We start from the raw sequence: 23,932 nt of genomic DNA on the forward strand, positions 1-23,932 counted from the left end.
TATTAATTATAATTTTCTTTAAATTAATGATTTATATCATTGTAAAGCCTCTTGATTACTGAGGCTTAATGCTTACAAATTCTTTCGGACTTTCGTGGTAATTCAGCTTAAGCTCCAAAGAATTTTTGATAGAGTGTGCCAATTCATCAATAATCTTTTGCTTAAAGGTTGGCTTATAATAAATAATACTGATCTCTCTATAAGGGAAAGGCTTCTTGAATCTAAATACATTCTTTTTCTGCTCTTCAGAAAGCTGGCTCAATGCCAATTCTGGAAGAATACTGATCCCTCCCACTTTGTCTACCATGTGTACCAAAGTCTGGATATTGGAAGCTAAGAAATCTAAATTTTTAGGCTTCAGAGTATTTTCTTTCAGATGACAAATATTTTCGAACTGATTTCTCAAACAGTTTCCTTCTTCAAGCAACCAAACTTTTTCTACATTCAGCTCTTCAGGAATGATGTAAGAATTCTTCTTGTTCGCTTCCGTATTGGAACTATAGATCATCAACTCTTCATTAAATAAGAAATCCTGGTAAAACTCATCAGCAGTATCATAAGGAGTAGAGATAATTCCCGCATCTAACTCTCCTGCTTTCAAAGCTTTAATAATATTATCCGTCGTCATTTCCTTTACATTCATCTGGATCTTAGGATTCGTTTCTAAGAATTTAAAGATCTCTGTGGGTAAAATAAATGAAGAAACAGTTGGAATAATTCCAAGGTTAATAGTTCCTCCTAAAATGTTATTCAACAGGTTGGCTTTGTTTTTCAGCTCATTGACAGATTCTATAATCACCTTTGCCTGATCGATGATCTGAAGACCTACATCTGTAGTACGGATCGGGTGTGTCGTTCTGTCGAAAACCTTCACATCCAATTCATCCTCAAATTTCTGTATCATGGCACTTAAGGTAGGCTGGGTAATGAAGCACGCCTGGGCCGCTTTTCCAAAATGTTTATACTTATCAACCGCGATAAGATACTCCAATTGTTGAATGTTCATTTGATTAATATTATCTATTACAAAGATATAACGTTTTTGTTATTAGCAATTAAAAATTCAAGTAAATTTGATAATTAGTACCTTTACACTTCGATTTAGAAAAATACGAGAACAATTATTCAAATCATCAATATTATGGATTCTAAAAAATTAACGTTAAGCAACGGCGCACCTTATTTTGAGCATCAAGATTCCCAGACGGTAGGACCAAGAGGCCCGGTATTGCTGCAAGACTTTGTCCTTCAGGAAAATCTTGCACACTTCGTTAGGGAAAGAATTCCTGAAAGAATTGTACATGCTAAAGGAAGCGGGGCTTATGGAACCTTTACCGTAACGCATGACATCAGCCAATATACTAAGGCTAAATTATTTTCAAAAGTAGGAAACTCATGCAGAATGTTTGCCCGTTTTTCTACTGTTGGCGGTGAAAAAGGAAGTGCAGATACCGCAAGAGATCCGAGAGGATTCGCTCTGAAGTTTTATACAGAAGATGGAAACTGGGATCTGGTAGGAAATAACACACCGGTATTCTTCATTAAGGATGCAAAAAAATTTCCAGATTTTATTCATACCCAAAAAAGACTTCCAAAAACCAATTTAAAAAGTGCCACGATGATGTGGGATTTCTGGAGCTTAAACCCGGAATCACTCCATCAGGTCCTTATATTAATGTCAGACAGAGGAACTCCCTATGGCTATAGGCACATGCACGGCTTCGGATCTCATACTTTCTCCATGATTAATGATAATAATGAAAGAGTATGGGTAAAGTTCCACTTCAAAACAAAACAAGGGGTGAAAAACTTTACCGATGAGGATGCAGTGAAAATGGCAGGAGAAAATCCAGACTTTGCACAGGAAGATCTTTGCAATGCTATCGAGAATGGAGATTTCCCGAAATGGACCTTATTTATCCAGGTAATGACTGAGGAACAGGCAAAAGATTTCAGATGGAATCCTTTTGACGTCACAAAAGTTTGGTTCCATGATGATTTCCCATTGATCGAAGTGGGAGAAATGGAATTGAATGAAGTTCCTGTCAACTATTTTGCCCATGTTGAACAATCTACATTCTCACCGAGCAGCCTTGTCAACGGAATCAGTTTTTCTCCTGACAAAATGCTTCAGGGAAGATTATTCTCTTATCCGGATGCACACCGATACAGAGTGGGCGTAAATTCTCATCAACTGGAAGTGAACAGATGCCCTTTTGCCATCAATAATTACCAGAGAGATGGTTATATGGCAGATTCCAGCCAATATCAGGATAAGCCGAACTATTATCCCAATAGTTTTGATGACATCAATCCGGATGTTTCTTACAAAAACTATGAGTATGAATTAGATAGTGCTCATGTTGCCAATTACAACAGAAATGATAATGACAGCGATCATTATACTCAACCGGGACTTCTTTATTCCAAAGCTATGAATACAGAAGACAGGAACAATCTGATCCAAAATATCGTAGGCAGTATGAAGGGAATCACCGGACCTAAAAGAGAGGAGATTATCAACAGACAATTATGTCACTTTTTCCGTGCCAACATTGAGCTTGGCATGAAAGTAGCATCACAACTAAACATCAATATCGATGCAAATATGATGAATCACACGAAATAATCATATTGAACAATAAATTAAAAAAAAGGAAAAAAAAATAATATTTTTTCCTTTTTTTTGTAAAAAATTCATAATTTGCAGGGGATGATATTTTAAAGTGGAAAAATGAGTTACGAAAATATATTATTAAAAAAGGAAGATAAATTATCTATCATTACAATAAACAGACCTGAAAGTTTAAATGCATTAAATGCAAAGACCATTCAGGAGATCAGTACCGCATTGGATGAGCTTAATTCCGATACTTCCTGCAGGGTAGTTATCCTTACAGGCAGCGGAGAAAAATCATTTGTAGCTGGAGCTGATATCAAGGAATTCAGTGACTTCGGACAGGAAAAAGCTGAGGAACTTGCAAGAAACGGACAAAATATATTGTTCAACAAAATTGAAAACCTATCCAAACCTGTCATTGCTGCCGTAAACGGTTTTGCATTAGGAGGAGGTTTAGAGCTTGCCATGGCATGCCACATCAGATATGCATCGGAAAACGCCAGATTAGGGCTTCCTGAAGTAACACTGGGATTAATTCCAGGATACGGAGGAACTCAAAGGCTTCCCAAACTTGTCGGAAAAGGTATTGCCAACGAAATGATCTTCTCTGCCAAAATGGTCCCTGCTCAAAAAGCAAAAGAGATCGGATTGGTCAATGAAGTATACCCTATTGAAGAATTATTAACCAAAACGAAAGAATTAGCGAACACTATTGCCCATAATTCACCAATGGCAATATCGAAGGCGATTAACGCCGTAAATTTATCTGATACAGAGAAAGGTTTTGAAACTGAAATTAAATATTTTGGAGAACTTTTCGAAATGGAAGATAAGAAAGAAGGAGTAACAGCTTTCCTAGAGAAAAGAAAGCCGAACTTCTAAATCTTTCTAAAAGATTTTAATCCAAATTATTTCGAAAAACTAATGCTGCGGTATGAATAAGTTTGATAAAGCTTATCTAAAAATGGCCCAGGAATGGGCGCAACTCTCCTACTGTAAGAGAAAACAGGTAGGGGCTCTTATCGTAAAAGATAGGATGATTATTTCAGATGGTTACAATGGAACTCCTATGGGATTCGAAAACTGTTGTGAAGATGGAGAGGGAAAAACGCACTGGTACGTATTGCATGCTGAAGCCAACGCTATTTTAAAGCTGGCAGCTTCTACACAATCTGCAAAAGGAGCAACGTTATATCTAACATTGTCACCCTGCAAGGAATGCAGTAAGCTGATCCTGCAAGCAGGTATTACAAGACTGGTGTATATTAATGAGTATTCGGATGACGATGGAATATCGTTCCTGAGAGGCCATAACATTGAAATAGAACAAATATCGGAATGTGAACTAAAAAAATAAGCACAATGATGACTTGGGATGAAAAGATCAAAGATTTTGAAATATTTCTTCGTTTCGAAAGAAATTTTTCAGACAACACGCTCGACGCCTATGTTCGGGACATTAAGAAACTAAAAGATTACGCAGAAGAAGATCTGGAAAATATTGGACCAGATTCTATCGGTTACGAAAACCTGCAGGAATACATTTTCAATCTTTCTAAACAGAAATTCAGTGAGAGATCACAGGCAAGATGGATATCTTCTATCAAAGCCTTCTTCAAATTTCTTTTGGAAGATGAATATCGTGAAGACAACCCTGCTGCGTTACTTGAAGGTCCTAAACTGGGACTATACCTACCGGATACGTTAAGTCTGCCGGATATTAATAAAATTACTGCTGCTATTGAGGTTAATACAGATCTCGGAAGAAGAAATCAATGTATCATAGAGGTACTTTACGGTTGCGGACTCCGTGTATCTGAACTGATTGACCTTAAAATCTCTAATATCAATTTCAAGGAGCAATATATTAAAGTACACGGAAAGGGAAATAAGACCCGTTTTGTACCTTTAGCTGATTATACCGCAGAATTACTTGAAAGTTATATCAAGGAAGTACGCTCTAAAGGAAAAATTAATAAGAAATATGAAGACACTCTGTTTTTGAACAGTCGTGGAACTTCCATGTCAAGAGTGATCGTATTTCTTATTATTAAAGAACTTACTGATAAAGCAGGAGTTAATAAGAAAATTTCTCCACATACATTCAGGCATTCTTTTGCTACTCATTTATTGCAGAATGGAGCGGATCTCCGTTATATCCAGGAAATGTTGGGCCACTCCAGTATTACCACGACAGAGATCTATACTCACCTGAAGACAGAAGAGTTAAGGGATGTTATCCTAAGTTATCACCCGAGAAATATGAATATCACTCAGTGAAACTAATGGTTTATCAGGCCTTTGAAAAATAATTATAGACGGATGAAAGTATTGAAATATTGCCCAAGCTGTGGCAAAGAGACCTTACATTGGGATGGTGAAAAGAAATGGAACTGTCCTGAATGTGGTTTTACCCTGTACAACAACGTAGCAGGCGCTGTAGCGGTTGTTATAAGATGTGGCGATGAAATTTATCTTACCCGAAGAAACAGAGACCCTAAAAAAGGGAAGCTTGATCTTGCAGGAGGTTTTGTTGACCCTAAAGAAAGCGCAGAGGAAACCTGTAAAAGAGAACTTTTTGAAGAACTTCAGCTTAACATTGATATTTCCAACCTGAAATACCTCACCAGTCTTCCGAATATCTATCAGTATAAAGAAATTGATTACAATACTATTGATCTCTTTTATGAATATAATGTTTCGAAGAAATTTGAGGTAAATCTTGAACTTTCAGAGATCTCTGAAGCGGTATGGATTCCTTTACAGGAACTTGACCTCGACGAGATTGCTTTTGATTCTCAGAAGAAATTTTTTGAAGGTTATCTGAAGAAATAATTTTTGCAATAACTATATGCTCTCGCAGATTTTGCAAATGAGGCAGATTACCGGATTCTATCCACCTGCTAAGTTTGTAAAATCTGCGGGAGTTTTTTTATAACTAAAACAATTTTCCCACAGATTTCACGAATTACACAGATGCATTTTGCATAAACTCTGTGATGATCTGTGGAATCTGTGGGAATTATATTTTTAATTAATAGGTTTTCGATTTCAGCATTTCACCAAAATACTGAATAAGCAAAGTTCTTTCTGCTTCTGATAAATTAGCTTCTTTATGGTAGACAATATATCCTGGAAACGGCATTGTCTTATGTTTAAGAGCTTCCATAGACCTGTCGAGCATATTCTCTTTTAATTCCTTATTGTAGGTTCCCCAAACAGAAAAATTAAGATGCTGACGTCCATCATTCACATGACTTTTCACAGACCATGAAATAGGTGCTATATAAGCATACTTTGGATAAACCGTCTCGTTTGAATGACAGTCATAACAAGCATTTTTAAGAAGCGTACGCACTTTTTCCGGACTGTTCTTCATCTGAACAAAATTCACCTTAGAATCAACCGGTTGATTTACTGTATCAATTGGGAAAAACTGGATAAGAGCAAACGCCACCAGGGTCCAAAAAATTATTTTCTTTGCCGTCTTCATAAATCTATTTAACCGGAGTTATGACTGCATTTGCAGATTTTAACTCTTTTTTACTTTCCTGTATCACAGCTTTCTCTTTCTCTTCGGAAACCGGAGGAGTAACCGGTACGGTTGGAGCCGTTGTCCCTTTAGGATTATCCAGTGTCCTGGTATCTTTCAGGTCCCATTCTTCTCTTGTTTCCCATAAGGCTTTTATCAAAGCTTTTTTATAGAAAACATAGGCATCCTCTGCAAAAGTTTCACTGGCGAAATCAGCTTCCCCCCAATACTTATCATTATTATTATCCACCAATATTCTGACTACATATTCTTCTGGTTTCAGAATATCAAATTTCACTTTATCTCCTTTGGTATATTTCTGATACACCACTTTATCTGAGGAATCCAGTAACTGAATCCAATAGTTAGAAGCAGGAGCATTGGTAAGAGTGAATTCAAGGCTTCCGAATTGTTCTATTTTATCAACAGTAAAATCGAAACGCTTGGATTGAGTATTTTTTGTATAAAAAGAAGAAACGGTTTCTTTAGGAATGGTAAGCTGATAATCTTTTCCGCTGATAAAATCAGAATTCACCTGAATCTGATAAGGATTAGTCTCTGAAATTTTAGCAGTAAACGGCAGAGTATTCAAAGAGTCTCCTTTAATAGCTAATTTCCACTTTGAAGGATCAATCTTTTCAATAAAGTAGTTGGATGAAATTTTAAAATCAGATTTTGGAGCTAATGAACCACCTCCATTATCACTGAAAACATCCATCGCATTTTTCTTATTGTACTTGTAGAATAAAGAAACTGAGTAAACCGTATCTTTTTTTGGTCCAATATTATGACTAAACACTAATTTTTCGTTAGCATCCTGTCCTACATCATTCTTCACTGCATCAAACCAAATCCTAACAGAGTCTGATTTTGGTGCGTGTGTTACTTTTATATCTTTAAGCTTATCATTGAGTGATTGAACTTTCACCTCATCAGGGTGTCCTTCAAATGTCATAAGAACGCCTCCAGAAATCTCCTTCATATCTAAATACTTCAAAGGTTTTTTTGAGGGATAAACACTTAAATTTAAGCCTGAAATTGATTTTTCAACATCAATAGCTTCTTTCTTAAATCCTATTTTCTCTTTTCCTGGATCATACACCGAGTTTCCGTTTTCATCTTCAAAAGCAATAATTTTATATTTTCCGGGAGAAAGATAATTCAGTTCATAATATCCGTCATCATCTACCTTGGTGATATAATAGGGCTTTTGCTTATAGTTCATCGTATCTTTTACCTGATATAATCCAACTACCAGCTTATTTTCATTAGTCCCGGTTTTCTTTTTGATCTGCATAGCATCCTTTACTTCGCCACTGATGTACAGATCATCCAACTTATCTCCTGTAGAGAAAGCGAAATTAAAATATCGGAGAATATTGGACTCATTATTATCCGCAATAGAATTTCCAAAATTAAAATTATAAGTGGTATTGGCCTGAAGGGTATCTGTCCACTGAATAAGAACAAATTTATTGGCAATATTCGATGGAAGAATTCGTTTGATATTCTTGATGGGTGGAGAAATAATAAGATTTTTATTGATGTCCTTTAAGGTCACATATTCATCAAAATCCAGACGAAGTTCGTGGATATCTCTTTTGACGTTGATTCTTGTGGTATCAATGTTAGAACTTAAAAATTTTGGTGCTAATGTATCTTTTGGACCACCAACAGGCGATCCTACCCTTGCACAAGAGTGTACAAGAAAACTGATAACGAATAATAAAAGAAACCTTTTCATGAAAATGTTTAAGCAAAAATAAACATTATTCTCCAAAAACTTCGTTTCCGTTATTCAAACTGTCTTTATTCTCATTCATCACAGAATGAAGTTTATCTTTCTGTAAAGGAAAATCCTCAAACAATCCTGATAAAGCAAGCGCTGTATACACTTTACCGGAATATTTGTTTCCGATAGCCACAATGGTCACTTTAGATTTTAAAAGGTGAGCAAATACAGAGTTGGTTCCATGCCACCAGCCGTTGTGATAGGTCAGTTTTTCACCATTATCAAAAATTTTCATTCTAAAACCAAGGCCATAATTATTCATCCCTGCCTTTTCGTTGCTGTAAGGAGTAAATACCATCTGCATCAGATCCGGTTTCAGGAAATCCTTAGAGAACATTGCTTTTGAGAAATTATATAGATCTCTTGGAGTAGTATAAACGTTTTTATCTCCATAGATCAAATCCAAACGATCCAAAGGATATAGTTTATTTCCACCATAATAGAAAGACTGTGAAGCAGTTGGAATATCTTTTTCCTGAAAAATATAGGTATGATTCATTTTCAACGGGGTGAAAACCATTTCTTTCATTGCCTGTGGAAAAGGAGTTTTGGTTACTTTTTCAATCAGTAAGGCCAGTAAAGCAAAGTTTGTATTGCAATACATAAATCCGGTATCGGTATCTCTTGCCAGATCCGGTTTATATTTGATAATCATGTCCAATACATCCTGGTTGGTAATAAACTGTTTGGAAAGTTCTGCCGGTGCAGGCTGTATTTTAGGAATAAAATACTCATACTTAGGTAATCCGCTTCTTTGATCCAACAAAGTTTGGACAGTTACATTAGGATAAGGAAATCCCGGAAAGAATTGGGTAAGATGGTCTGTCAATTTTATTTTGCCAGCTTCTACAAGCTTCATCATAGCCATTGCCGTTAATGTTTTTGAAACCGAAGCGACATGCAATGGTGTATTTTTATCGATCGGCATCTGATTACCTTCTCTTCCGAATCCTCTATAATTTTCGTATAAAATCTCATCACCTTTAGCTACTAAAATACCTCCGCTAAGATCTCCACCTTCCCAGATTTTTTTATAGTACTGATCTATATACCCCGTCAATAGTTCCTTATTGGAAAGCAGTCCATCTGTTTTTGTAAACACATTTCCCAGATCTACATTCCCATAGTTCGGAAGATTGGTGGTATTTTCAACTGAAACCTCTTTGGATTCAGATTTATTTTTACAGGATAAAAGGGATAAAGCAACCGTTACAGCAAGTACTAAATTACGCATCTTCATAAGATTCAAAAATGAGCGGCAATTTAGTAAAAGTCGAAAGTAAATGATAAATATGAAGGTGACATTATGAATAATTTAACATAATGAACATCAAATATAAAAAACAAAAAGGAATAAATTAATATTTTATTCTACAGGTTTAATGGCGGTCCTGCCTGTCCTATCACTCTTCCCCCAAAAGTGATAAGATTATAAAGATTCAAAATTGCAATGTGCAAATCATCCTGATTACAAATATATTCATCAATCGTTCCGTATACGGTATAATCTGAGATATTAAATCCCTCTTCAATATCATTGTAGTAAATCACTTTTCCTCCGATTAATCCTACAACCCAAAATCCACCTCCTTCTTTTCCATATTCTTCTTCAGTCCATTTTTCGGGATCTATTTTAATTAAATCCCAGAAATTCAGAAGATCACCATGCAAATCATTTTCTGTGGAATGAATCATATCAAATATTTCTTCAACTGTTATAGGAGTCCAGATCATCACTTTATGATTAATTTATTGGTCTAAAAGTAAGGAATAACAATATAAGAGAATGTATCTAGCAATAAGAATTTACAATTTTATCTACAATAAACTGAGCTAATTTTTCTTTACTCTGATGCGTCCAACCAGCAATATGTGGAGTAACTATTGCTTTTTCTGATTCCAGCAGATATTGTAAATCTTCATTTTCAATTTCAAGATGTTCAAAAGAGGACTTTTCATATTCCAATACATCTAGACAGGCTCCTTTTACTTTACCCGACTTTAACGCTTCTACTAAACTTTTAGTTTGTACATTTTTTCCTCTTGCCGTATTGACAAAATAAAAATCATTCTTCATCTCAGAAATAAATGTTTCATCAATAAGATAACGAGTTTCAGAAGTTAGGGGAATATGTAAACTCAACACTTCGGCAGATTCCTTTAGCTCTTCTAAAGTAACCTGAGAAGCAAACTCATCTCCCAATCCCGGAAGAATATCATGGAAAATCACTTTACATCCAAAACCAGAAAGTCTTTTAGCCGTAGCCTTCCCCATATTTCCGTATCCGATTAAACCTACGGTCTTCCCAAGTAATTCATCACCTCTGTTTTCTTCACGTTTCCAAATCCCATTCTTTACTTCCTGAGAGGCTATGAAAAGCCTGTTCATAATGACCAACAACATTCCTACTACATGTTCTGCGACTGAATCTCTGTTTCCTTCTGGAGAATTAATTAATTGAATGCCTAATTTTTCAGCGACAGGAATATCAATATTTTCCATACCAGCACCTACCCTTGCAATAAACTTCAGATTTTGAGCCTGCTCAAGAAAATTTTTATCTAAAGGAATGCGGCTTCTGATGATAATACCATCATAATTTTTGATTTTATCACAAACCTCATCGTAAGTGGAAGTAAAGTCTTCTTCCAACATAAAGTTTTTAGCTAAAAGCTGTTCGGTAATAAGCGGGTGATTTTTATCTAAAAGGAGAATTTTCATAATTTATTTAAACACAAATGACACTAATGAGTTTCAAAAATAACACCATCATTATTTTTTTAGAGAAAGGTGTTTATAATTTTATTATAGGATATAAAAACAAAATGCTTTTAATTTGGATATTCCAGTATTAAAAGCATTTTAAAGTCTTATTTTTTATCTTTTTTAGAAGATTGTGGTTCTTCCGGTTCCTGGAATAATTTCTTAAGCTCCACAGATTCCAAAGGTTTCATTCTTCCAGAAAGAATTAGTGAAAGCTCTTTTCTACGGAAGGCTGCTGCGTATCTTTCTTTTTCATCTTCTGTTTCAGGAACCATATCCGGAATTGGAATAGGACGGTTGAATTCATCTACTGCAACGAAAGTATAAATTCCAGAATTAGTATGAATTTTTTTCTGATTGATAGGATCATCTGACCATACATCTACATACACTTCCATAGAAGTAGAGAACGCTCTGGAAACTTTAGATTCCAGCACAACAACTCCCCCTTCGGGAATTGGATGATTGAATGAAACGTGGTTTACAGATGCTGTTACTACTCTTCTTTCACAGTGTCTAGCTGCAGAAATGGAAGCACATCTGTCCATTTTTGCTAAAAGTTCACCACCAAATAGGTTTCTTAGAGAGTTAGTTTCGTTCGGAAGAACGATATTGGTCATAATGGTCAGGGATTCTGACGCTGTTTTTATTTTTGCCATTTATTCTTAGTGTTTTTTGGAGCAGCCGGAACTGGTTTAGTCGCTTTTCCGGCAGGTTTTGCCAGTGAATCATTCTTCAGGGAATCTGAAACCTGAGTTTCAGGAGTATGAACCATTACTTTCACAGTATCTTTTACAATTCTATGGGTAGAAGTCTGTACGGAAACTTTGTTAAAAGATTTCTTTCCAAATAGAAGTTCCTTTTGAGTAAATGCGAAATATACAATACCAAGAATAGGAATAATCAATAGGAAAAGCCAAAGAATGGTCTTCTTGAATTTATAATCCTTTTCGCGGTTTTCTGAAGTATTTACTTTCTCACCATTATTAATGTCTGAGAACCTGATCTCTTCTAATCCGAAAAAATCCGGACGTCCCGCTTCTATTCTTTTCCCTTTGAAATGGGTATGTCCTTCTTCTGTAAAGATGGTTCCCAGATTTTGAATGTCAAGAACCTGCTCTGCCTGAAGTTTTTTCTTCCAAAAATCAGTTTGTATCTTCAAGTCGCTTCTTGAAGCCTCTACAGACATCTGTTTTTCTTTAGCAATAAAAATAGTAAGATCATCGGCCTGTACTTCATAGTCAATTGTAAATTCAATCTGACTTGCTGGAGGCAGGATACTTCCATTTTCTGAATTGATAATTGCTTTAGAATTTTTCAGAGAAAACACCCCAAAGCCTGGAACCGTGACAGTTCCAAATTGTTTTAAATATTCTAAAATGTATGCTGAAATATTCATTTGGCAGCAAATTTATAACTTTTTCATGACTTTTTGAAGATATTTAACGCATATAAAAAAAGACTGCCGAAACAGCCTTTTAAGTATTTCATATTAAAATAGGTTTACTATTCATGATCTCTAATTGCTTTCAGGATAAATTTACAATTTACCTATTTACATTCATTTCTTTCAATCTATTGAATCTTCCAACTGATCCCAAACATGAAGTTGGTTCCTGCCTGTGCAAAGTAAAGCGGATTGCCATCTTCACCCACAGAGCCATTGTTCACATATTTTTTATTGAATAAATTGTTTACCAATAGTTTTAATGCAATGTCATTGTTCCCAATTTTAAACTGGTACTGGGCATTAAAGTCTGTCAATAAGTAATCTTTAAGTTCTAAATTTTTATCCTCTGTATTGTCCAGATACTGTTTTCCAACATATTGGTTCATTAAGGCAAATTGGAAACTTTTATTCGGATTAAACCTTACTCCCAAATTAGCAATCATATTCGGAGAAAAAGAAATCTGAGTATTCCCAAGGCTTATCGGCTGCTTGCCAACTTCAATATTAAAATCCTGATTTCTGTTCTGGCTTAAGGTAAAGTTACCGGAAACCTCCCATTGTTTTGAAAGCTTTGCCAAAGCACCAATCTCCACACCACGTCTGTAACTCTTTCCTGAATTGCTCCGGATAAATGCCCCCACACTGTTAAGTTGTCCATTCAAAACCAACTGATTCACATAATACATGTAATAAACATTCGCTGTCAGGGATAAAAATCCAAACTGCTTTTCCAAACCGGCTTCAAAATCATGAAGTTTTTCAGGCTTCACATCATTATTAGCCATGATATCTGCCCTGTTGGGTTCTCTATGGGCATGAGCATAAGATAAGAATATCTTCCCACCCTCTATTTTATAATTCACCCCCGCTTTAGGATTAAAGAACAGCCAGTTTTTGTCCAGATCAGCACCGTCATCGTCTCCAGCCATGATGACCTTAGTATTATAATTGATGCTTCTAAGCTGTAAATCACCGAAGAACTCGAAATTATCCATTCTGTATAAAGCCTTTGCAAAACCAGAGACTTCGTTTTTCACAGAACGGTTTCTGTAATATTCACTTTCATGAATCTGAGGATAAAATACTCCGGTAACATTTCCATAATGCCTTCCATAGTACTGATTAGCTACAGCACCAAAGTTCAAATCTAGATTATCAAACTTCCCATAGAGTGTAGAAACGACTCCGTAGAAATCATTATTTAACCATTTTTTTCGGATAAAATCTGATTTGGTAATCGTTACCCCATTCTCAATAATATTAGGCAGTTGATATTTAGAGAAAGAGCTTGCTTGCTTATAGTTTTCGTAATATCCCTTTCCTTTCGTGTAGTGGAAAGTTGTTTCAAGATTCCAACGGTCATTGAATTTCTGTTCCCAAAGTAACTGATAATGATTCTGTCTGTAGTTATCCGTTTCATTATTATAAAATCCGGTAATATTCCCATTAGCATCAACAATTTTACCCGAATTATTGAATCTTGGATTGGTTTCCCACATTTCTCTGCTGATTCCGTTCCATGCCTGATACGTTTTTTCTTTTCCTCCAAAGGCCATTAAACGCAATTTGGTTTTCCCTTCCTCAAACAAGGCTGTAAAATTGTAAGAATGCAGATCAGAAGAAGCTCTATCTATGTATCCATCCGAATGAATATTACTATATCTTCCCATTACAGAAAGACGGTTCTTCCAGAATTTCCCGGAACCTACCTCAGCTGAATATTTATAGGTATTAAAAGAACCATAGCTATCATCAGTTTTAAAATAAAACTTTTCTTCCGGCTCTCTTGAAATCACGTTGATACTTGCTCCAAACGCAGAAACTCCATTATTAGAAGTTCCAACCCCTCTTTGAATAACAATCTGTGATGCAGAACTTGTCAAATCCGGAACATTTACAAAAAAGGTCCCCTGGCTTTCAGAGTCATTATAAGGAACACCGTTCATCATCACATTAATGGCCGTTCCTGAAACACCACGAATTCTAAAACCAGTATACCCCACACCATTTCCAGCATCTGAAGTAGAAATTATTGAAGTTTGATTTTTTAAAAGTATAGGGAGATCCTGTCCCAGATTTCTACCATCTAAATCTTTCTGAACATTGATGATTTCCTTAGCAACAGGAAGTCTTTTGGTAAAATTAACCGCTTCTATTTCCCTGATCTTCAGAGAATCTGTGTTTTGAGCCTGCAAAAAGGCTACAGAGCCTACACTAAGCCCTAAAAAAAATAATCCTTTCATTCTATAAATCTTTAACATTTAATGAATAAAAGGGGATCGATAAGATATTATACAAATTCAACCCTCAGTAGAGTTGATGTCCCTAAACAGCATTACCTGTTCCAGGTTCAGTGGGTATAATCTCAGCCTGTTAAAGCACCCCTTTATTTCAGCCGCGAAATTACAAAAAATATACGAGATGCTAGTTTTCGTGGTACAGGATTCGAGGTTTAAGGTTACAAATTATAGCAAAGGCAATTATCAGAAGGTTTATTGTATAAAAAAATTAGAGTTATAAATATATAAATGACCCTTATTTATTATTCATCGTTTATGTTCTAGTATGTTTTGTTGTTCGCGTCAACATAATAATAGTTTTTACCATCTTTTGTCACTTCAAACATCTTTCCTAATTTCCAACTGAAATTTCTTTTAATATTTGAATATTCGAAAGGAATGATAATTTTATTATTGACATCAATCACACCGAATTTATCATTGTTTGAAGCTACAATCATCGGATCTGCAACATCATCTCCTTCCATAATATAGAGATACTGATATTGCGGATAGATCTGATACTGTCGATAGTCTGCAGCATTCACGAATTTTGATTTTTCAATAATTCCATAGAAACCATTAAGAACATAGGCCTGGAAAAGCTGTTGCTTATACTCTTCAAATTTACATTTCCCTAAATCCGAATCTTTAAACTGATAGACTCTTTTCCCGGAATGGTCTACCCGATAAGAAATCATATTTTTTTCTACGGTAGCATAATCTTTTGTTCCAAATTTTCTAACTTTTTCATTCGGCGAATTCAAAAGATTACAGTCTTCATAAAAAAATACAGCAATATGATATTCGGGCTGAATGATGAATTTTCTGTTTTGATTGACATACCCGAAGCTATCCCCTTTCTTTTTAGGAATCAGAAGGGGAAGATCTTTATTATTAACGACAAGATCGGGATTATGCCTGACTACGGCATTCTTCTCCTTTTTCACAGCGGATTTCGTGCCATTTCTCGCTATAGGTTTCTTCACAGATTTAGCCTGAGAGAAAATAGAAATCGAAATAAAAATGCACAAAACATTTAAGATATTTTTCATATTCACCATTTGACTGCAAAATTACGACCAAAAATAGAAATTATCAAATTCATATTTATAAAGAATCTAAATAATTTCATTCTCATAAAATCGTAAAATTTCGTAATTTTGGGGAACATTTTGAATTGTTTAATAATTTAAAAACCTTTTAAAAAAGAGCGTAGATTATGCTGACCTTATTGGATTAATGTTGCATCCCATGCGAGATCTCAAAATGTCATTAATTGTATTATACAGACCAGTAAGAAGTAGCGAAATACTCTACCTTTTAATATTGAAAGACTTCTATTATGAATATTTATAAGGATTACATCAAAGAGATTGAAGAAAGAAAAGACCAGGGGCTTCATCCAAAGCCAATTGATGGTGCTGAATTACTAAGCGAAATCATTGCACAAATCAAAGATACAGGTAATGCAGATCGAGCAGACTCTCTTAAATTTTTCATCTACAATACCCTACCGGGAACTACAAGTGCAGCGGGTGTAAAAGCTAAATTTTTAAAAGAGATCATTCTAGGTGAATCCGTAGTAGAAGAAATCTCTCAAACCTTTGCTTTCGAATTATTATCTCACATGAAAGGAGGTAAATCAATCGAAGTATTATTAGACTTGGCTTTAGGTAACGATGCCGCTATTGCTCAACAAGCTGCGGAAGTTCTTAAAACTCAGGTTTTCCTTTATGAAGCGGATACTACTCGTTTAAAGGAAGCATACAACAGCGGAAATGAAATCGCAAAAGAAATTTTAGAAAGTTATGCACAGGCTGAATTCTTCACTAAGCTTCCTGAAGTGGCTGACGAGATTAAAGTGATTACTTATATTGCTGGTGAAGGAGATATCTCTACCGATTTACTTTCTCCAGGTAACCAAGCGCACTCAAGATCAGACCGTGAACTTCACGGTAAATGTATGATTACTCCTGCAGCTCAGGAAGAAATCAAAGCTTTACAGGCACAACATCCTGATGCAAGCGTTATGCTTATTGCTGAAAAAGGGACAATGGGTGTAGGTTCATCCAGAATGTCTGGGGTAAACAATGTGGCTTTATGGACTGGTAAACAAGCTAGCCCTTATGTTCCATTCGTCAATATCGCTCCAATTGTAGGAGGAACAAACGGTATTTCTCCAATCTTCCTTACCACTGTTGACGTTACCGGAGGTATCGGTGTTGACCTTAAGAACTGGGTGAAGAAAGTAGATGAAAATGGAAATCCTATTCGTAACGAAAATGGTGATATTGTTCTTGAAGAAGCTTATTCAGTAGCTACAGGAACTCTATTAACTATTAATACAAAAGAAAAGAAATTATATAACGGAGATCAGGAACTGATTGACCTTACAAAGTCTTTCACACCACAAAAGATGGAATTCATCAAAGCTGGTGGGTCTTACGCCATCGTATTTGGTAAGAAACTACAGACATTCGCAGCTCAGACTTTAGGTATTGAAGCGCCTGTTGTTTTCGCTCCATCTAAAGAAATTTCTCACGAAGGACAAGGTCTTACAGCTGTTGAAAAAATCTTCAACAGAAATGCTGTAGGAACTACACCAGGAAAAGTATTACATGCTGGTTCTGATGTACGTGTACAGGTAAACATTGTAGGTTCACAGGATACGACAGGTCTTATGACTTCTCAGGAGCTTGAATCAATGGCTGCTACTGTAATTTCTCCAGTGGTAGACGGTGCTTACCAATCAGGTTGTCACACGGCTTCGGTTTGGGATAAAAAAGCACAGGCTAACATTCCTAAGCTAATGAAATTCATGAACGATTTCGGATTAATCACAGCTCGTGACCCGAAAGGTGAATACCACTCAATGACTGACGTTATTCACAAAGTTCTTAACGATATCACTGTAGACGAGTGGGCGATCATCATTGGTGGTGACTCTCACACAAGAATGTCTAAAGGAGTTGCTTTTGGAGCTGACTCTGGAACAGTTGCTCTTGCACTAGCTACAGGAGAAGCATCTATGCCAATCCCTGAATCTGTAAAAGTAACATTCAAAGGAGAAATGAAGCCTCACATGGATTTCCGTGATGTGGTACATGCTACTCAGGCTCAGATGTTGAAGCAATTCGGAGGAGAAAACGTATTCCAAGGAAGAATCATTGAGGTTCACATCGGAACACTTCCTGCTGACCAGGCATTTACATTTACAGACTGGACTGCTGAAATGAAAGCAAAAGCCTCTATCAACATTTCTGAAGATAACACCCTAATCGAATCATTGGAAATTGCTAAAGGCAGAATTCAGATCATGATCGACAAAGGAATGGATAACCATAACAAAGTTCTTCAGGGATTAATTGACAAAGCAAATAAGAGAATTGAAGAGATCAGATCTGGTGAAAAACCAGCACTGACTCCTGACGCTAATGCTAAATATTACGCTGAAGTTGTTGTAGATCTTGATGTCATCGTAGAACCTATGATTGCTGACCCGGATGTAAACAATGATGATGTATCTAAGAGATATACTCACGATACCATCAGAGACCTTTCTTACTATGGTGGTGAGAAAAAAGTAGATCTTGGCTTCGTAGGATCTTGTATGGTTCACAAAGGAGACCTTAAGATTGTTTCTCAGATGTTGAAAAACCTTGAAAAGAAAAATGGTAAAGTAGAATTTAGCGCACCACTAGTTGTTGCCGCCCCTACTTATAATATCATTGATGAGTTAAAAGCTGAAGGTGACTGGGAATTACTGGAAAAATATTCAGGTTTTGAATTTAATGACAACGCTCCTAAAGGGGAAGCTCGTACAACATATGAAAATGTAATGTACCTAGAGCGCCCTGGATGTAACCTTTGTATGGGTAACCAAGAAAAAGCGGCTAAAGGAGATACTGTACTAGCTACTTCAACACGTCTTTTCCAGGGAAGAGTCGTGGAGGATTCTGAGCGTAAAAAAGGGGAATCTCTATTGGCTTCAACTCCGGTTGTTGTTCTTTCTGCTATCATCGGAAGAATCCCAAATATTGAAGAATACAAAGCAGCAGTTGAAGGGATTGACCTGACAACTTTTGTACCTTCTATCAAGGAATTAACAAGCACAAGCGCTCACTAACAGCATTGATAAATTAGTCGCAAGACTATTGAAAATTATATAAATGAAAGATTTTAGTCCTTTTAGGATTTAAAATCTTTCATTTTTTTTGTTTAGAATCGTTCTATTTTAAGTTAAATACGATTTTTTTCCGAGAAAATCGAGAAAATAGAATCTATTTTTTCTTAAATTGAAAGTTATAAAATCTCTTGATTTTAGAATCAAAACCTTCCTATTTATGGATTATAGGAACATTTTTTGATATATAAAAAAATGATTTTCTTTTTCAAATATAAGAGAAAGGAACATTAACGGAAAAAAGAACAAAACTAAATACGATATGACTTTTGATATTGATATGATCAAAAAGGTGTATGAGCGCTATCCTGAGAGAATTGCTGCGGCAAGACAAATCGTGGGAAAACCTCTTACCCTTTCAGAAAAAATTCTTTACACCCACCTTTGGGAAGGAAATGCTACACAGGAATATGAAAGAGGAAACTCTTATGTAGATTTTGCACCGGACAGAGTAGCTATGCAGGATGCAACAGCACAAATGGCACTTTTGCAGTTTATGCAGGCTGGAAAAACTAAAGTGGCTGTTCCATCAACGGCTCATGCGGATCACCTGATCCAGGCGAAAGTAGGTGCTGATAAAGATTTACAAGAGGGTATCAACAAAAACTCTGAGGTGTTCAACTTCTTAAGTTCTGTATGTGATAAGTACGGAATCGGATTCTGGAAGCCAGGAGCAGGAATCATCCACCAGGTGGTATTGGAAAACTATGCTTTCCCTGGAGGAATGATGATTGGAACTGACTCTCACACTGTAAACGCCGGCGGACTAGGAATGGTTGCCATTGGTGTAGGTGGTGCAGATGCAGTAGATGTAATGGCAGGAATGGCCTGGGAGCTCAAAATGCCTAAACTTATCGGGGTTAAATTAACCGGTAAAATGAATGGTTGGACTTCCGCTAAAGATGTGATCTTAAAAGTAGCAGGAATTCTTACTGTAAAAGGAGGTACAGGATGTATTGTAGAATACTTCGGTGAAGGGGCAGAATCTCTTTCAGCAACAGGTAAAGGTACTATCTGTAATATGGGTGCTGAAATTGGAGCTACGACTTCCACTTTTGGATATGATGATTCCATGAGAAGATACCTTGCTGCTACAGGAAGACAGGATGTAGTAGACGCAGCTGATAAAATTGCTGAACACTTAACGGGTGATGCAGAAGTATATGCTAACCCGGAACAATATTTCGATCAATTAATTGAAATAAACCTTTCTGAGCTGACTCCACACTTAAACGGACCTTTCACACCGGACTTAGCGACTCCAGTTGCTGAATTCAGAGCTAAAGCTGAGGCTAACGGTTGGCCATTGGAAGTGGAATGGGCTCTTATTGGTTCTTGTACCAACTCTTCGTATGAAGATTTATCAAGAGCTGCTTCTATTGTAGAAGATGCAGTATCTAAAGGAGTAAAGCCTAAAGCTATCTTAGGAATTAACCCAGGTTCTGAGCAGGTGAAATTTACAGCGGAAAGAGACGGATTTTTAGATTCTTTCAGAAAATTTGAAAATGCAAGAATCTTTACGAATGCTTGTGGACCATGTATCGGACAATGGGATAGAGAAGGTGCAGAAAAAGGAGAGAAAAACTCCATTATTCACTCTTTCAATAGAAACTTTGCGAAAAGGGCTGATGGTAACCCCAATACCCACGCATTTGTAGCTTCTCCTGAAATGGTTGCTGCTGTTGCGATCTCAGGTAGATTAGATTTCAACCCAATTACAGATACTTTAACAAATGAAGCTGGTGAGCAGGTAAAACTTGACGAGCCTAAAGGTTTCGAACTTCCTGAAAAAGGATTTGCTGTAGATGACAATGGATATCAAGCTCCATCAGAAGACGGTTCAAGTGTTGTCGTTAATGTAAGCCCTACTTCAGACAGACTTCAATTATTAGAGGAGTTCCCCGCTTGGGATGGTAAAAACATCACAGGAGCTAAAGTATTAATCAAAGCATTCGGAAAATGTACCACTGACCACATTTCTATGGCTGGACCATGGTTGAAATACAGAGGTCACCTTGATAATATTTCCAATAACATGTTAATTGGTGCTGTAAATGCATACAATATGGAAACCAACCACGTTAAAAATGAATTAACGGGTGAATATGGTGAAGTTCCAGCTGTACAAAGAGCTTACAAAGCTGCAGGTGTTCCAACTATTGTTGTAGGAGACCAAAATTACGGTGAAGGGTCTTCAAGAGAGCACGCTGCTATGGAGCCTAGACACCTTGGTGTAAAGGCGGTACTGGTAAAATCATTTGCGAGAATCCACGAAACTAACCTTAAAAAACAAGGGATGTTAGGGATCACTTTTGCTAATGAGGCTGATTATGACAAGATTCAGGAAGATGACACTGTTAATTTCTTAGATCTTGACCAGTTTGCTCCAGGAAAGCAATTAACACTAGAGTTCGTTCACAAAGACGGAACAAAAGATATCATTATGGCTAACCATACTTATAACGATCAACAGATTGATTGGTTCAAAGCTGGTTCTGCCCTAAACTTGATTAAACAACAAGAGAAATAAGAATTAATTGTTAGATCGATTAATAAAAAGACGGCTTCTATTGAAGTCGTCTTTTTTTGATTTATTTCTTTAAAATAATGACATAAACATTCATAATACAAAAGTTATAAAATTCAATAGGAGCGGACTTTAGTCCACTTTCATCATCAATAAAAATCCCATTGGCTTTAAGTCCAAAAAAACCTGCTCAATCTCAGAAATCTGCGCGATTTTTTTAATCTCACACAGGTTTTACTGATTACGCAAATCCTGAGTGATTGGATACTTCTAAACCTTATAGGTTTTAGAAACCTATAAGGTTTGAATTACTACCCTATTCTATTTTAATCTCTCTAACAGATTGGTTTTATAATAGCTATCCCCTATTGGAATTTTCTGCTCTGGCAGTACCCATTTTTTGATTCCATTACTTTTAATTTTAACAAGAATAATGATAAACGGCATGAATATCAGATTCTAAAAATCAATAAAATTCTCTAACGATCTGTAACAAATTTTCTTTTTAAGCGTCTAACCGGATAGTAGTAAAAACAATATGAAAAAAACTCTATTCTCTCTATTGCTGGTAAGTTCGGTACTTGCTTTTGCACAGGAAAAAGATAACAATAAAGAAAAACAAATTGACGGCATTGTTATCACCAAAACTAAAAAAGCCGTTGAACAAAAGGCTGACCGTACAATTTTCGATTTTTCTGAACAGCCTCAGCTTAATAACGGGAATGTTCTGGAAGGAATTAAAAAGCTTCCAGGACTTGTAGCTACAGATATTGCCGGAATGATGTACCAGGGGAAATTTCTGGAGACTTATCTTAATGGGAGACCTCTTAATATTACTTCTAATGAGCTGAATTCCTTTCTAGAAGGGATGCCCGCTAATTCTATTGATAGAATTGAAATAATCACGCAACCCGGTGCAGAATTTCCAGCTACTTCAGGAGGTGCAATCTTAAACATTATTACGAATAAAAATGCGAACAAGTATTTAACCGCAACTTATTCAGGAAATTACACATTTACAAGCTATGATAAGTTCAGAAGCAGAACCAGTAATTCAATCAATTTAAATGCAAGAAATAAGCTTTTCGGATGGCAGCTGAATGTGGGACAGAACTACCGTGAAAGTATGTTGAATTCTAATCAAGATAATCTGTTAGGAAGTAATACAGATAGAATTGGCCGTGGTTATTTTGCAAAATCAGCATTAACATTTGATCTTGGACAGGACAGGCTATTATTGAATTATGATATTTACCACAACAATAATGACAACTACACTTTAAGCGACGGTGAAGGTGCCAAAAAAATAGAAGACAAGACAAAACCTAATGGATTTTATTACAGAGATTTTATTTTTGACGCTTCAGATGCCTCTAATACCAATAGCCTAAGACAGGAAGCCGTTGTAACCTATCAGAAACGTTTTAATGACAAGTCTCAGAAGTTAGATTTTCAATTTGGATATACAAAGTCTAACAGCAGGTTTGACCAGGATAATATTTTCAGAAAAGGAAAATATAGTGATAATGAACCCATTGATATTATTGGAGGTAACATCCTTAACAACAAATCTGACATGAGAATTGCTACTTTTAAAGTGGATTATTCTCAGCCAATTAAAATTCTTGATGGGGGAAAGGTAAGTTTCGGAGGGTTGTATGAAAAACAAAACTTTGATACTAAAAGTAAAGGCCTGACAAATCTAGATTATCAAAGACAAACGGCATCTACATATTTAGAGTTTCAGGCAAAATTTAAAAAGTTTGATGTTACCTTAGGATCCCGCGCAGAAAATTATGATATTTCCGGAATAACCCGGGCAATTGACAGTACCGGGGTGGTTGTTGAAAAGGATCTTCTTCCGTTTAATAAATTTAAACTGTTTCCTAATGCCAGCATCCAGTATAACCTAATGAGCCAGGTTTCTATTGCTGCCAACTACAACAAAAAGATCAGTTTACCAAGTATTTCTGCACTTAACCCAAACAATACAACATTCCAAGGACCCAATACTCAGGTGAACGGAAATCCTAACCTACAGCCAACCATTTTTGATAACTACGAAATAAAGATTTCTGCTTTTGATTACGCATTTATAGGATATAGTGTGAGTTCGGCTCAGAATCAGATAGCTCAAATCATCAAAAGGGATGGAAAAAATTTATTTAATGAACAGATTAATATTTCCAACATGAAGATTCACAACTTCAATGTAGGGCTCCCTATCCCGTTTATGTTATTTAGTAAATCTCTTAGTGAGGTGATGAAGTTTAATTTTAATCCTGATAAAATTAACTTTATGTACGTGTATGCCGGATATCAAAAGCATGAAATAGATAATCTGAATAATAAAGGTTTTTGGATTTTTAATGTTTCAACCCAGTTGATCTTGCCAAAAGATATAAAATTAACGGCTAATTACAGTTATCTGACTCCCAAGGCAGGATATTTCTATTTTACAGCAGAAAAACCGTTTAATAACAACGTAGATATTACACTTACTAAAAAGTTCATGAATAATCGTCTCACCCTTTCTGTTTTTGCCAATGACATTTTCAATGGTCAGGTAATGCAGGTTCGTTCTAATCCACCATCAGGAGAAACTGCTACACTAAGGACCAAATATGATTCAAGAAACTTTGGATTATCTATCAATTATAAAATTCCAACGAGAAACAAATTAGCAAAAGAGGATCCCAATATCCTGAACCAAACCAAAAAAGAGGATAATGGCGGTGTTATGCAACAAGGACAGTAATAGATTTAAATGATATAATAAACG

Annotated in this window: 18 protein-coding genes; 8 read left to right on the plus strand and 10 right to left on the minus strand. The window is 36.0% G+C overall.

Annotated features, from left to right (window positions below):
- Nucleotides 1-55: 55 nt before the first annotated feature.
- A complete protein-coding gene (locus EL260_RS24620; protein WP_123858149.1) occupies nucleotides 56-1,006 on the minus strand; it encodes a LysR substrate-binding domain-containing protein in 951 nt (316 codons plus the stop codon).
- Nucleotides 1,007-1,141: 135 nt separating this feature from the next.
- Here EL260_RS24620 and EL260_RS24625 point away from each other — a divergent pair, with 135 nt between their 5' ends.
- The 5 genes from EL260_RS24625 (at nucleotide 1,142) to EL260_RS24645 (ending at nucleotide 5,455) form a co-directional block, all read left to right on the plus strand.
- Nucleotides 1,142-2,629, plus strand: coding sequence for a catalase (locus EL260_RS24625; protein ID WP_123858150.1), 1,488 nt, complete (start codon nucleotides 1,142-1,144; stop codon nucleotides 2,627-2,629).
- A gap of 105 nt (nucleotides 2,630-2,734) precedes the next feature.
- Entirely contained in the window at nucleotides 2,735-3,502 is a 768-nt protein-coding gene (locus tag EL260_RS24630; RefSeq protein WP_123858151.1) for an enoyl-CoA hydratase/isomerase family protein, read from the plus strand.
- Nucleotides 3,503-3,554: 52 nt separating this feature from the next.
- Complete coding sequence (locus tag EL260_RS24635) at nucleotides 3,555-3,977, plus strand: deoxycytidylate deaminase (protein ID WP_123858152.1); 423 nt, start codon at nucleotides 3,555-3,557, stop codon at nucleotides 3,975-3,977.
- Nucleotides 3,978-3,985: 8 nt separating this feature from the next.
- Nucleotides 3,986-4,900 carry a site-specific tyrosine recombinase XerD gene (xerD, locus tag EL260_RS24640; RefSeq protein WP_123860617.1) on the plus strand — a complete coding sequence of 305 codons (915 nt, stop codon included), beginning with the start codon at nucleotides 3,986-3,988 and terminating at the stop codon, nucleotides 4,898-4,900.
- 42 nt (nucleotides 4,901-4,942) lie between these two features.
- On the plus strand, nucleotides 4,943-5,455 hold the full coding sequence (locus EL260_RS24645) for an NUDIX hydrolase (protein ID WP_123858153.1): 513 nt from the start codon (nucleotides 4,943-4,945) through the stop codon (nucleotides 5,453-5,455).
- 199 nt (nucleotides 5,456-5,654) lie between these two features.
- Here EL260_RS24645 and EL260_RS24650 read toward each other — a convergent pair whose 3' ends face one another.
- The 9 genes from EL260_RS24650 to EL260_RS24690 form a co-directional block, all read right to left on the minus strand.
- Nucleotides 5,655-6,113 carry a heme-binding domain-containing protein gene (locus tag EL260_RS24650; protein ID WP_123858154.1) on the minus strand — a complete coding sequence of 153 codons (459 nt, stop codon included), beginning with the start codon at nucleotides 6,111-6,113 and terminating at the stop codon, nucleotides 5,655-5,657.
- A 4-nt stretch (nucleotides 6,114-6,117) separates the two neighbouring features.
- Nucleotides 6,118-7,896 (minus strand): Ig-like domain-containing protein, encoded by a 1,779-nt coding sequence (locus EL260_RS24655; protein WP_123858155.1) that lies wholly within the window; start codon nucleotides 7,894-7,896, stop codon nucleotides 6,118-6,120.
- A gap of 25 nt (nucleotides 7,897-7,921) precedes the next feature.
- Nucleotides 7,922-9,184, minus strand: coding sequence for a serine hydrolase domain-containing protein (locus EL260_RS24660; protein WP_123858156.1), 1,263 nt, complete (start codon nucleotides 9,182-9,184; stop codon nucleotides 7,922-7,924).
- A 131-nt stretch (nucleotides 9,185-9,315) separates the two neighbouring features.
- Nucleotides 9,316-9,639, minus strand: coding sequence for a hypothetical protein (locus tag EL260_RS24665; RefSeq protein WP_123858157.1), 324 nt, complete (start codon nucleotides 9,637-9,639; stop codon nucleotides 9,316-9,318).
- Between the two features lie 97 nt (nucleotides 9,640-9,736).
- Nucleotides 9,737-10,666 carry a 2-hydroxyacid dehydrogenase gene (locus EL260_RS24670; protein ID WP_123858158.1) on the minus strand — a complete coding sequence of 310 codons (930 nt, stop codon included), beginning with the start codon at nucleotides 10,664-10,666 and terminating at the stop codon, nucleotides 9,737-9,739.
- 149 nt (nucleotides 10,667-10,815) lie between these two features.
- Nucleotides 10,816-11,367 (minus strand): acyl-CoA thioesterase, encoded by a 552-nt coding sequence (locus EL260_RS24675; protein ID WP_115969889.1) that lies wholly within the window; start codon nucleotides 11,365-11,367, stop codon nucleotides 10,816-10,818.
- A complete protein-coding gene (locus EL260_RS24680) occupies nucleotides 11,355-12,107 on the minus strand; it encodes an HU domain-containing protein (protein WP_123858159.1) in 753 nt (250 codons plus the stop codon). Before EL260_RS24680 ends, EL260_RS24675 begins: the two co-directional genes overlap by 13 nt.
- Nucleotides 12,108-12,283: 176 nt before the next feature.
- A complete protein-coding gene (locus EL260_RS24685) occupies nucleotides 12,284-14,401 on the minus strand; it encodes a TonB-dependent receptor (RefSeq protein ID WP_123858160.1) in 2,118 nt (705 codons plus the stop codon).
- Nucleotides 14,402-14,718: 317 nt separating this feature from the next.
- A complete protein-coding gene (locus EL260_RS24690) occupies nucleotides 14,719-15,492 on the minus strand; it encodes a WG repeat-containing protein (RefSeq protein ID WP_228445596.1) in 774 nt (257 codons plus the stop codon).
- Between the two features lie 290 nt (nucleotides 15,493-15,782).
- On the opposite strand from EL260_RS24690, the gene EL260_RS24695 reads away from it, so the two are divergent.
- From EL260_RS24695 to EL260_RS24705, 3 genes are all read left to right on the plus strand, one after another.
- The gene (locus EL260_RS24695) at nucleotides 15,783-18,566 is read left to right on the plus strand and encodes a bifunctional aconitate hydratase 2/2-methylisocitrate dehydratase (RefSeq protein ID WP_123858162.1); all 2,784 of its coding nucleotides are present in this window, start codon (nucleotides 15,783-15,785) and stop codon (nucleotides 18,564-18,566) included.
- A gap of 319 nt (nucleotides 18,567-18,885) precedes the next feature.
- On the plus strand, nucleotides 18,886-21,153 hold the full coding sequence (locus EL260_RS24700; protein ID WP_123858163.1) for an aconitate hydratase: 2,268 nt from the start codon (nucleotides 18,886-18,888) through the stop codon (nucleotides 21,151-21,153).
- 535 nt (nucleotides 21,154-21,688) lie between these two features.
- Nucleotides 21,689-23,908, plus strand: coding sequence for a TonB-dependent receptor domain-containing protein (locus tag EL260_RS24705; RefSeq protein WP_123858164.1), 2,220 nt, complete (start codon nucleotides 21,689-21,691; stop codon nucleotides 23,906-23,908).
- Nucleotides 23,909-23,932: the final 24 nt, after the last annotated feature.

This window comes from Chryseobacterium nakagawai, from assembly GCF_900637665.1.
Classification (GTDB): Bacteria; Bacteroidota; Bacteroidia; order Flavobacteriales; family Weeksellaceae; genus Chryseobacterium; species Chryseobacterium nakagawai.

Bases quoted from the DNA above. Each gene is read 5' to 3' on its own strand.
- EL260_RS24620 (WP_123858149.1), bottom strand. From the start codon at position 1,006: ATGAACATTCAACAATTGGAGTATCTTATCGCGGTTGATAAGTATAAA.
- EL260_RS24625 (WP_123858150.1), top strand. From the start codon at position 1,142: ATGGATTCTAAAAAATTAACGTTAAGCAACGGCGCACCTTATTTTGAG.
- EL260_RS24630 (WP_123858151.1), top strand. From the start codon at position 2,735: ATGAGTTACGAAAATATATTATTAAAAAAGGAAGATAAATTATCTATC.
- EL260_RS24635 (WP_123858152.1), top strand. From the start codon at position 3,555: ATGAATAAGTTTGATAAAGCTTATCTAAAAATGGCCCAGGAATGGGCG.
- xerD (WP_123860617.1), top strand. From the start codon at position 3,986: ATGACTTGGGATGAAAAGATCAAAGATTTTGAAATATTTCTTCGTTTC.
- EL260_RS24645 (WP_123858153.1), top strand. From the start codon at position 4,943: ATGAAAGTATTGAAATATTGCCCAAGCTGTGGCAAAGAGACCTTACAT.
- EL260_RS24650 (WP_123858154.1), bottom strand. From the start codon at position 6,113: ATGAAGACGGCAAAGAAAATAATTTTTTGGACCCTGGTGGCGTTTGCT.
- EL260_RS24655 (WP_123858155.1), bottom strand. From the start codon at position 7,896: ATGAAAAGGTTTCTTTTATTATTCGTTATCAGTTTTCTTGTACACTCT.
- EL260_RS24660 (WP_123858156.1), bottom strand. From the start codon at position 9,184: ATGAAGATGCGTAATTTAGTACTTGCTGTAACGGTTGCTTTATCCCTT.
- EL260_RS24665 (WP_123858157.1), bottom strand. From the start codon at position 9,639: ATGATTCATTCCACAGAAAATGATTTGCATGGTGATCTTCTGAATTTC.
- EL260_RS24670 (WP_123858158.1), bottom strand. From the start codon at position 10,666: ATGAAAATTCTCCTTTTAGATAAAAATCACCCGCTTATTACCGAACAG.
- EL260_RS24675 (WP_115969889.1), bottom strand. From the start codon at position 11,367: ATGGCAAAAATAAAAACAGCGTCAGAATCCCTGACCATTATGACCAAT.
- EL260_RS24680 (WP_123858159.1), bottom strand. From the start codon at position 12,107: ATGAATATTTCAGCATACATTTTAGAATATTTAAAACAATTTGGAACT.
- EL260_RS24685 (WP_123858160.1), bottom strand. From the start codon at position 14,401: ATGAAAGGATTATTTTTTTTAGGGCTTAGTGTAGGCTCTGTAGCCTTT.
- EL260_RS24690 (WP_228445596.1), bottom strand. From the start codon at position 15,492: ATGAAAAATATCTTAAATGTTTTGTGCATTTTTATTTCGATTTCTATT.
- EL260_RS24695 (WP_123858162.1), top strand. From the start codon at position 15,783: ATGAATATTTATAAGGATTACATCAAAGAGATTGAAGAAAGAAAAGAC.
- EL260_RS24700 (WP_123858163.1), top strand. From the start codon at position 18,886: ATGACTTTTGATATTGATATGATCAAAAAGGTGTATGAGCGCTATCCT.
- EL260_RS24705 (WP_123858164.1), top strand. From the start codon at position 21,689: ATGAAAAAAACTCTATTCTCTCTATTGCTGGTAAGTTCGGTACTTGCT.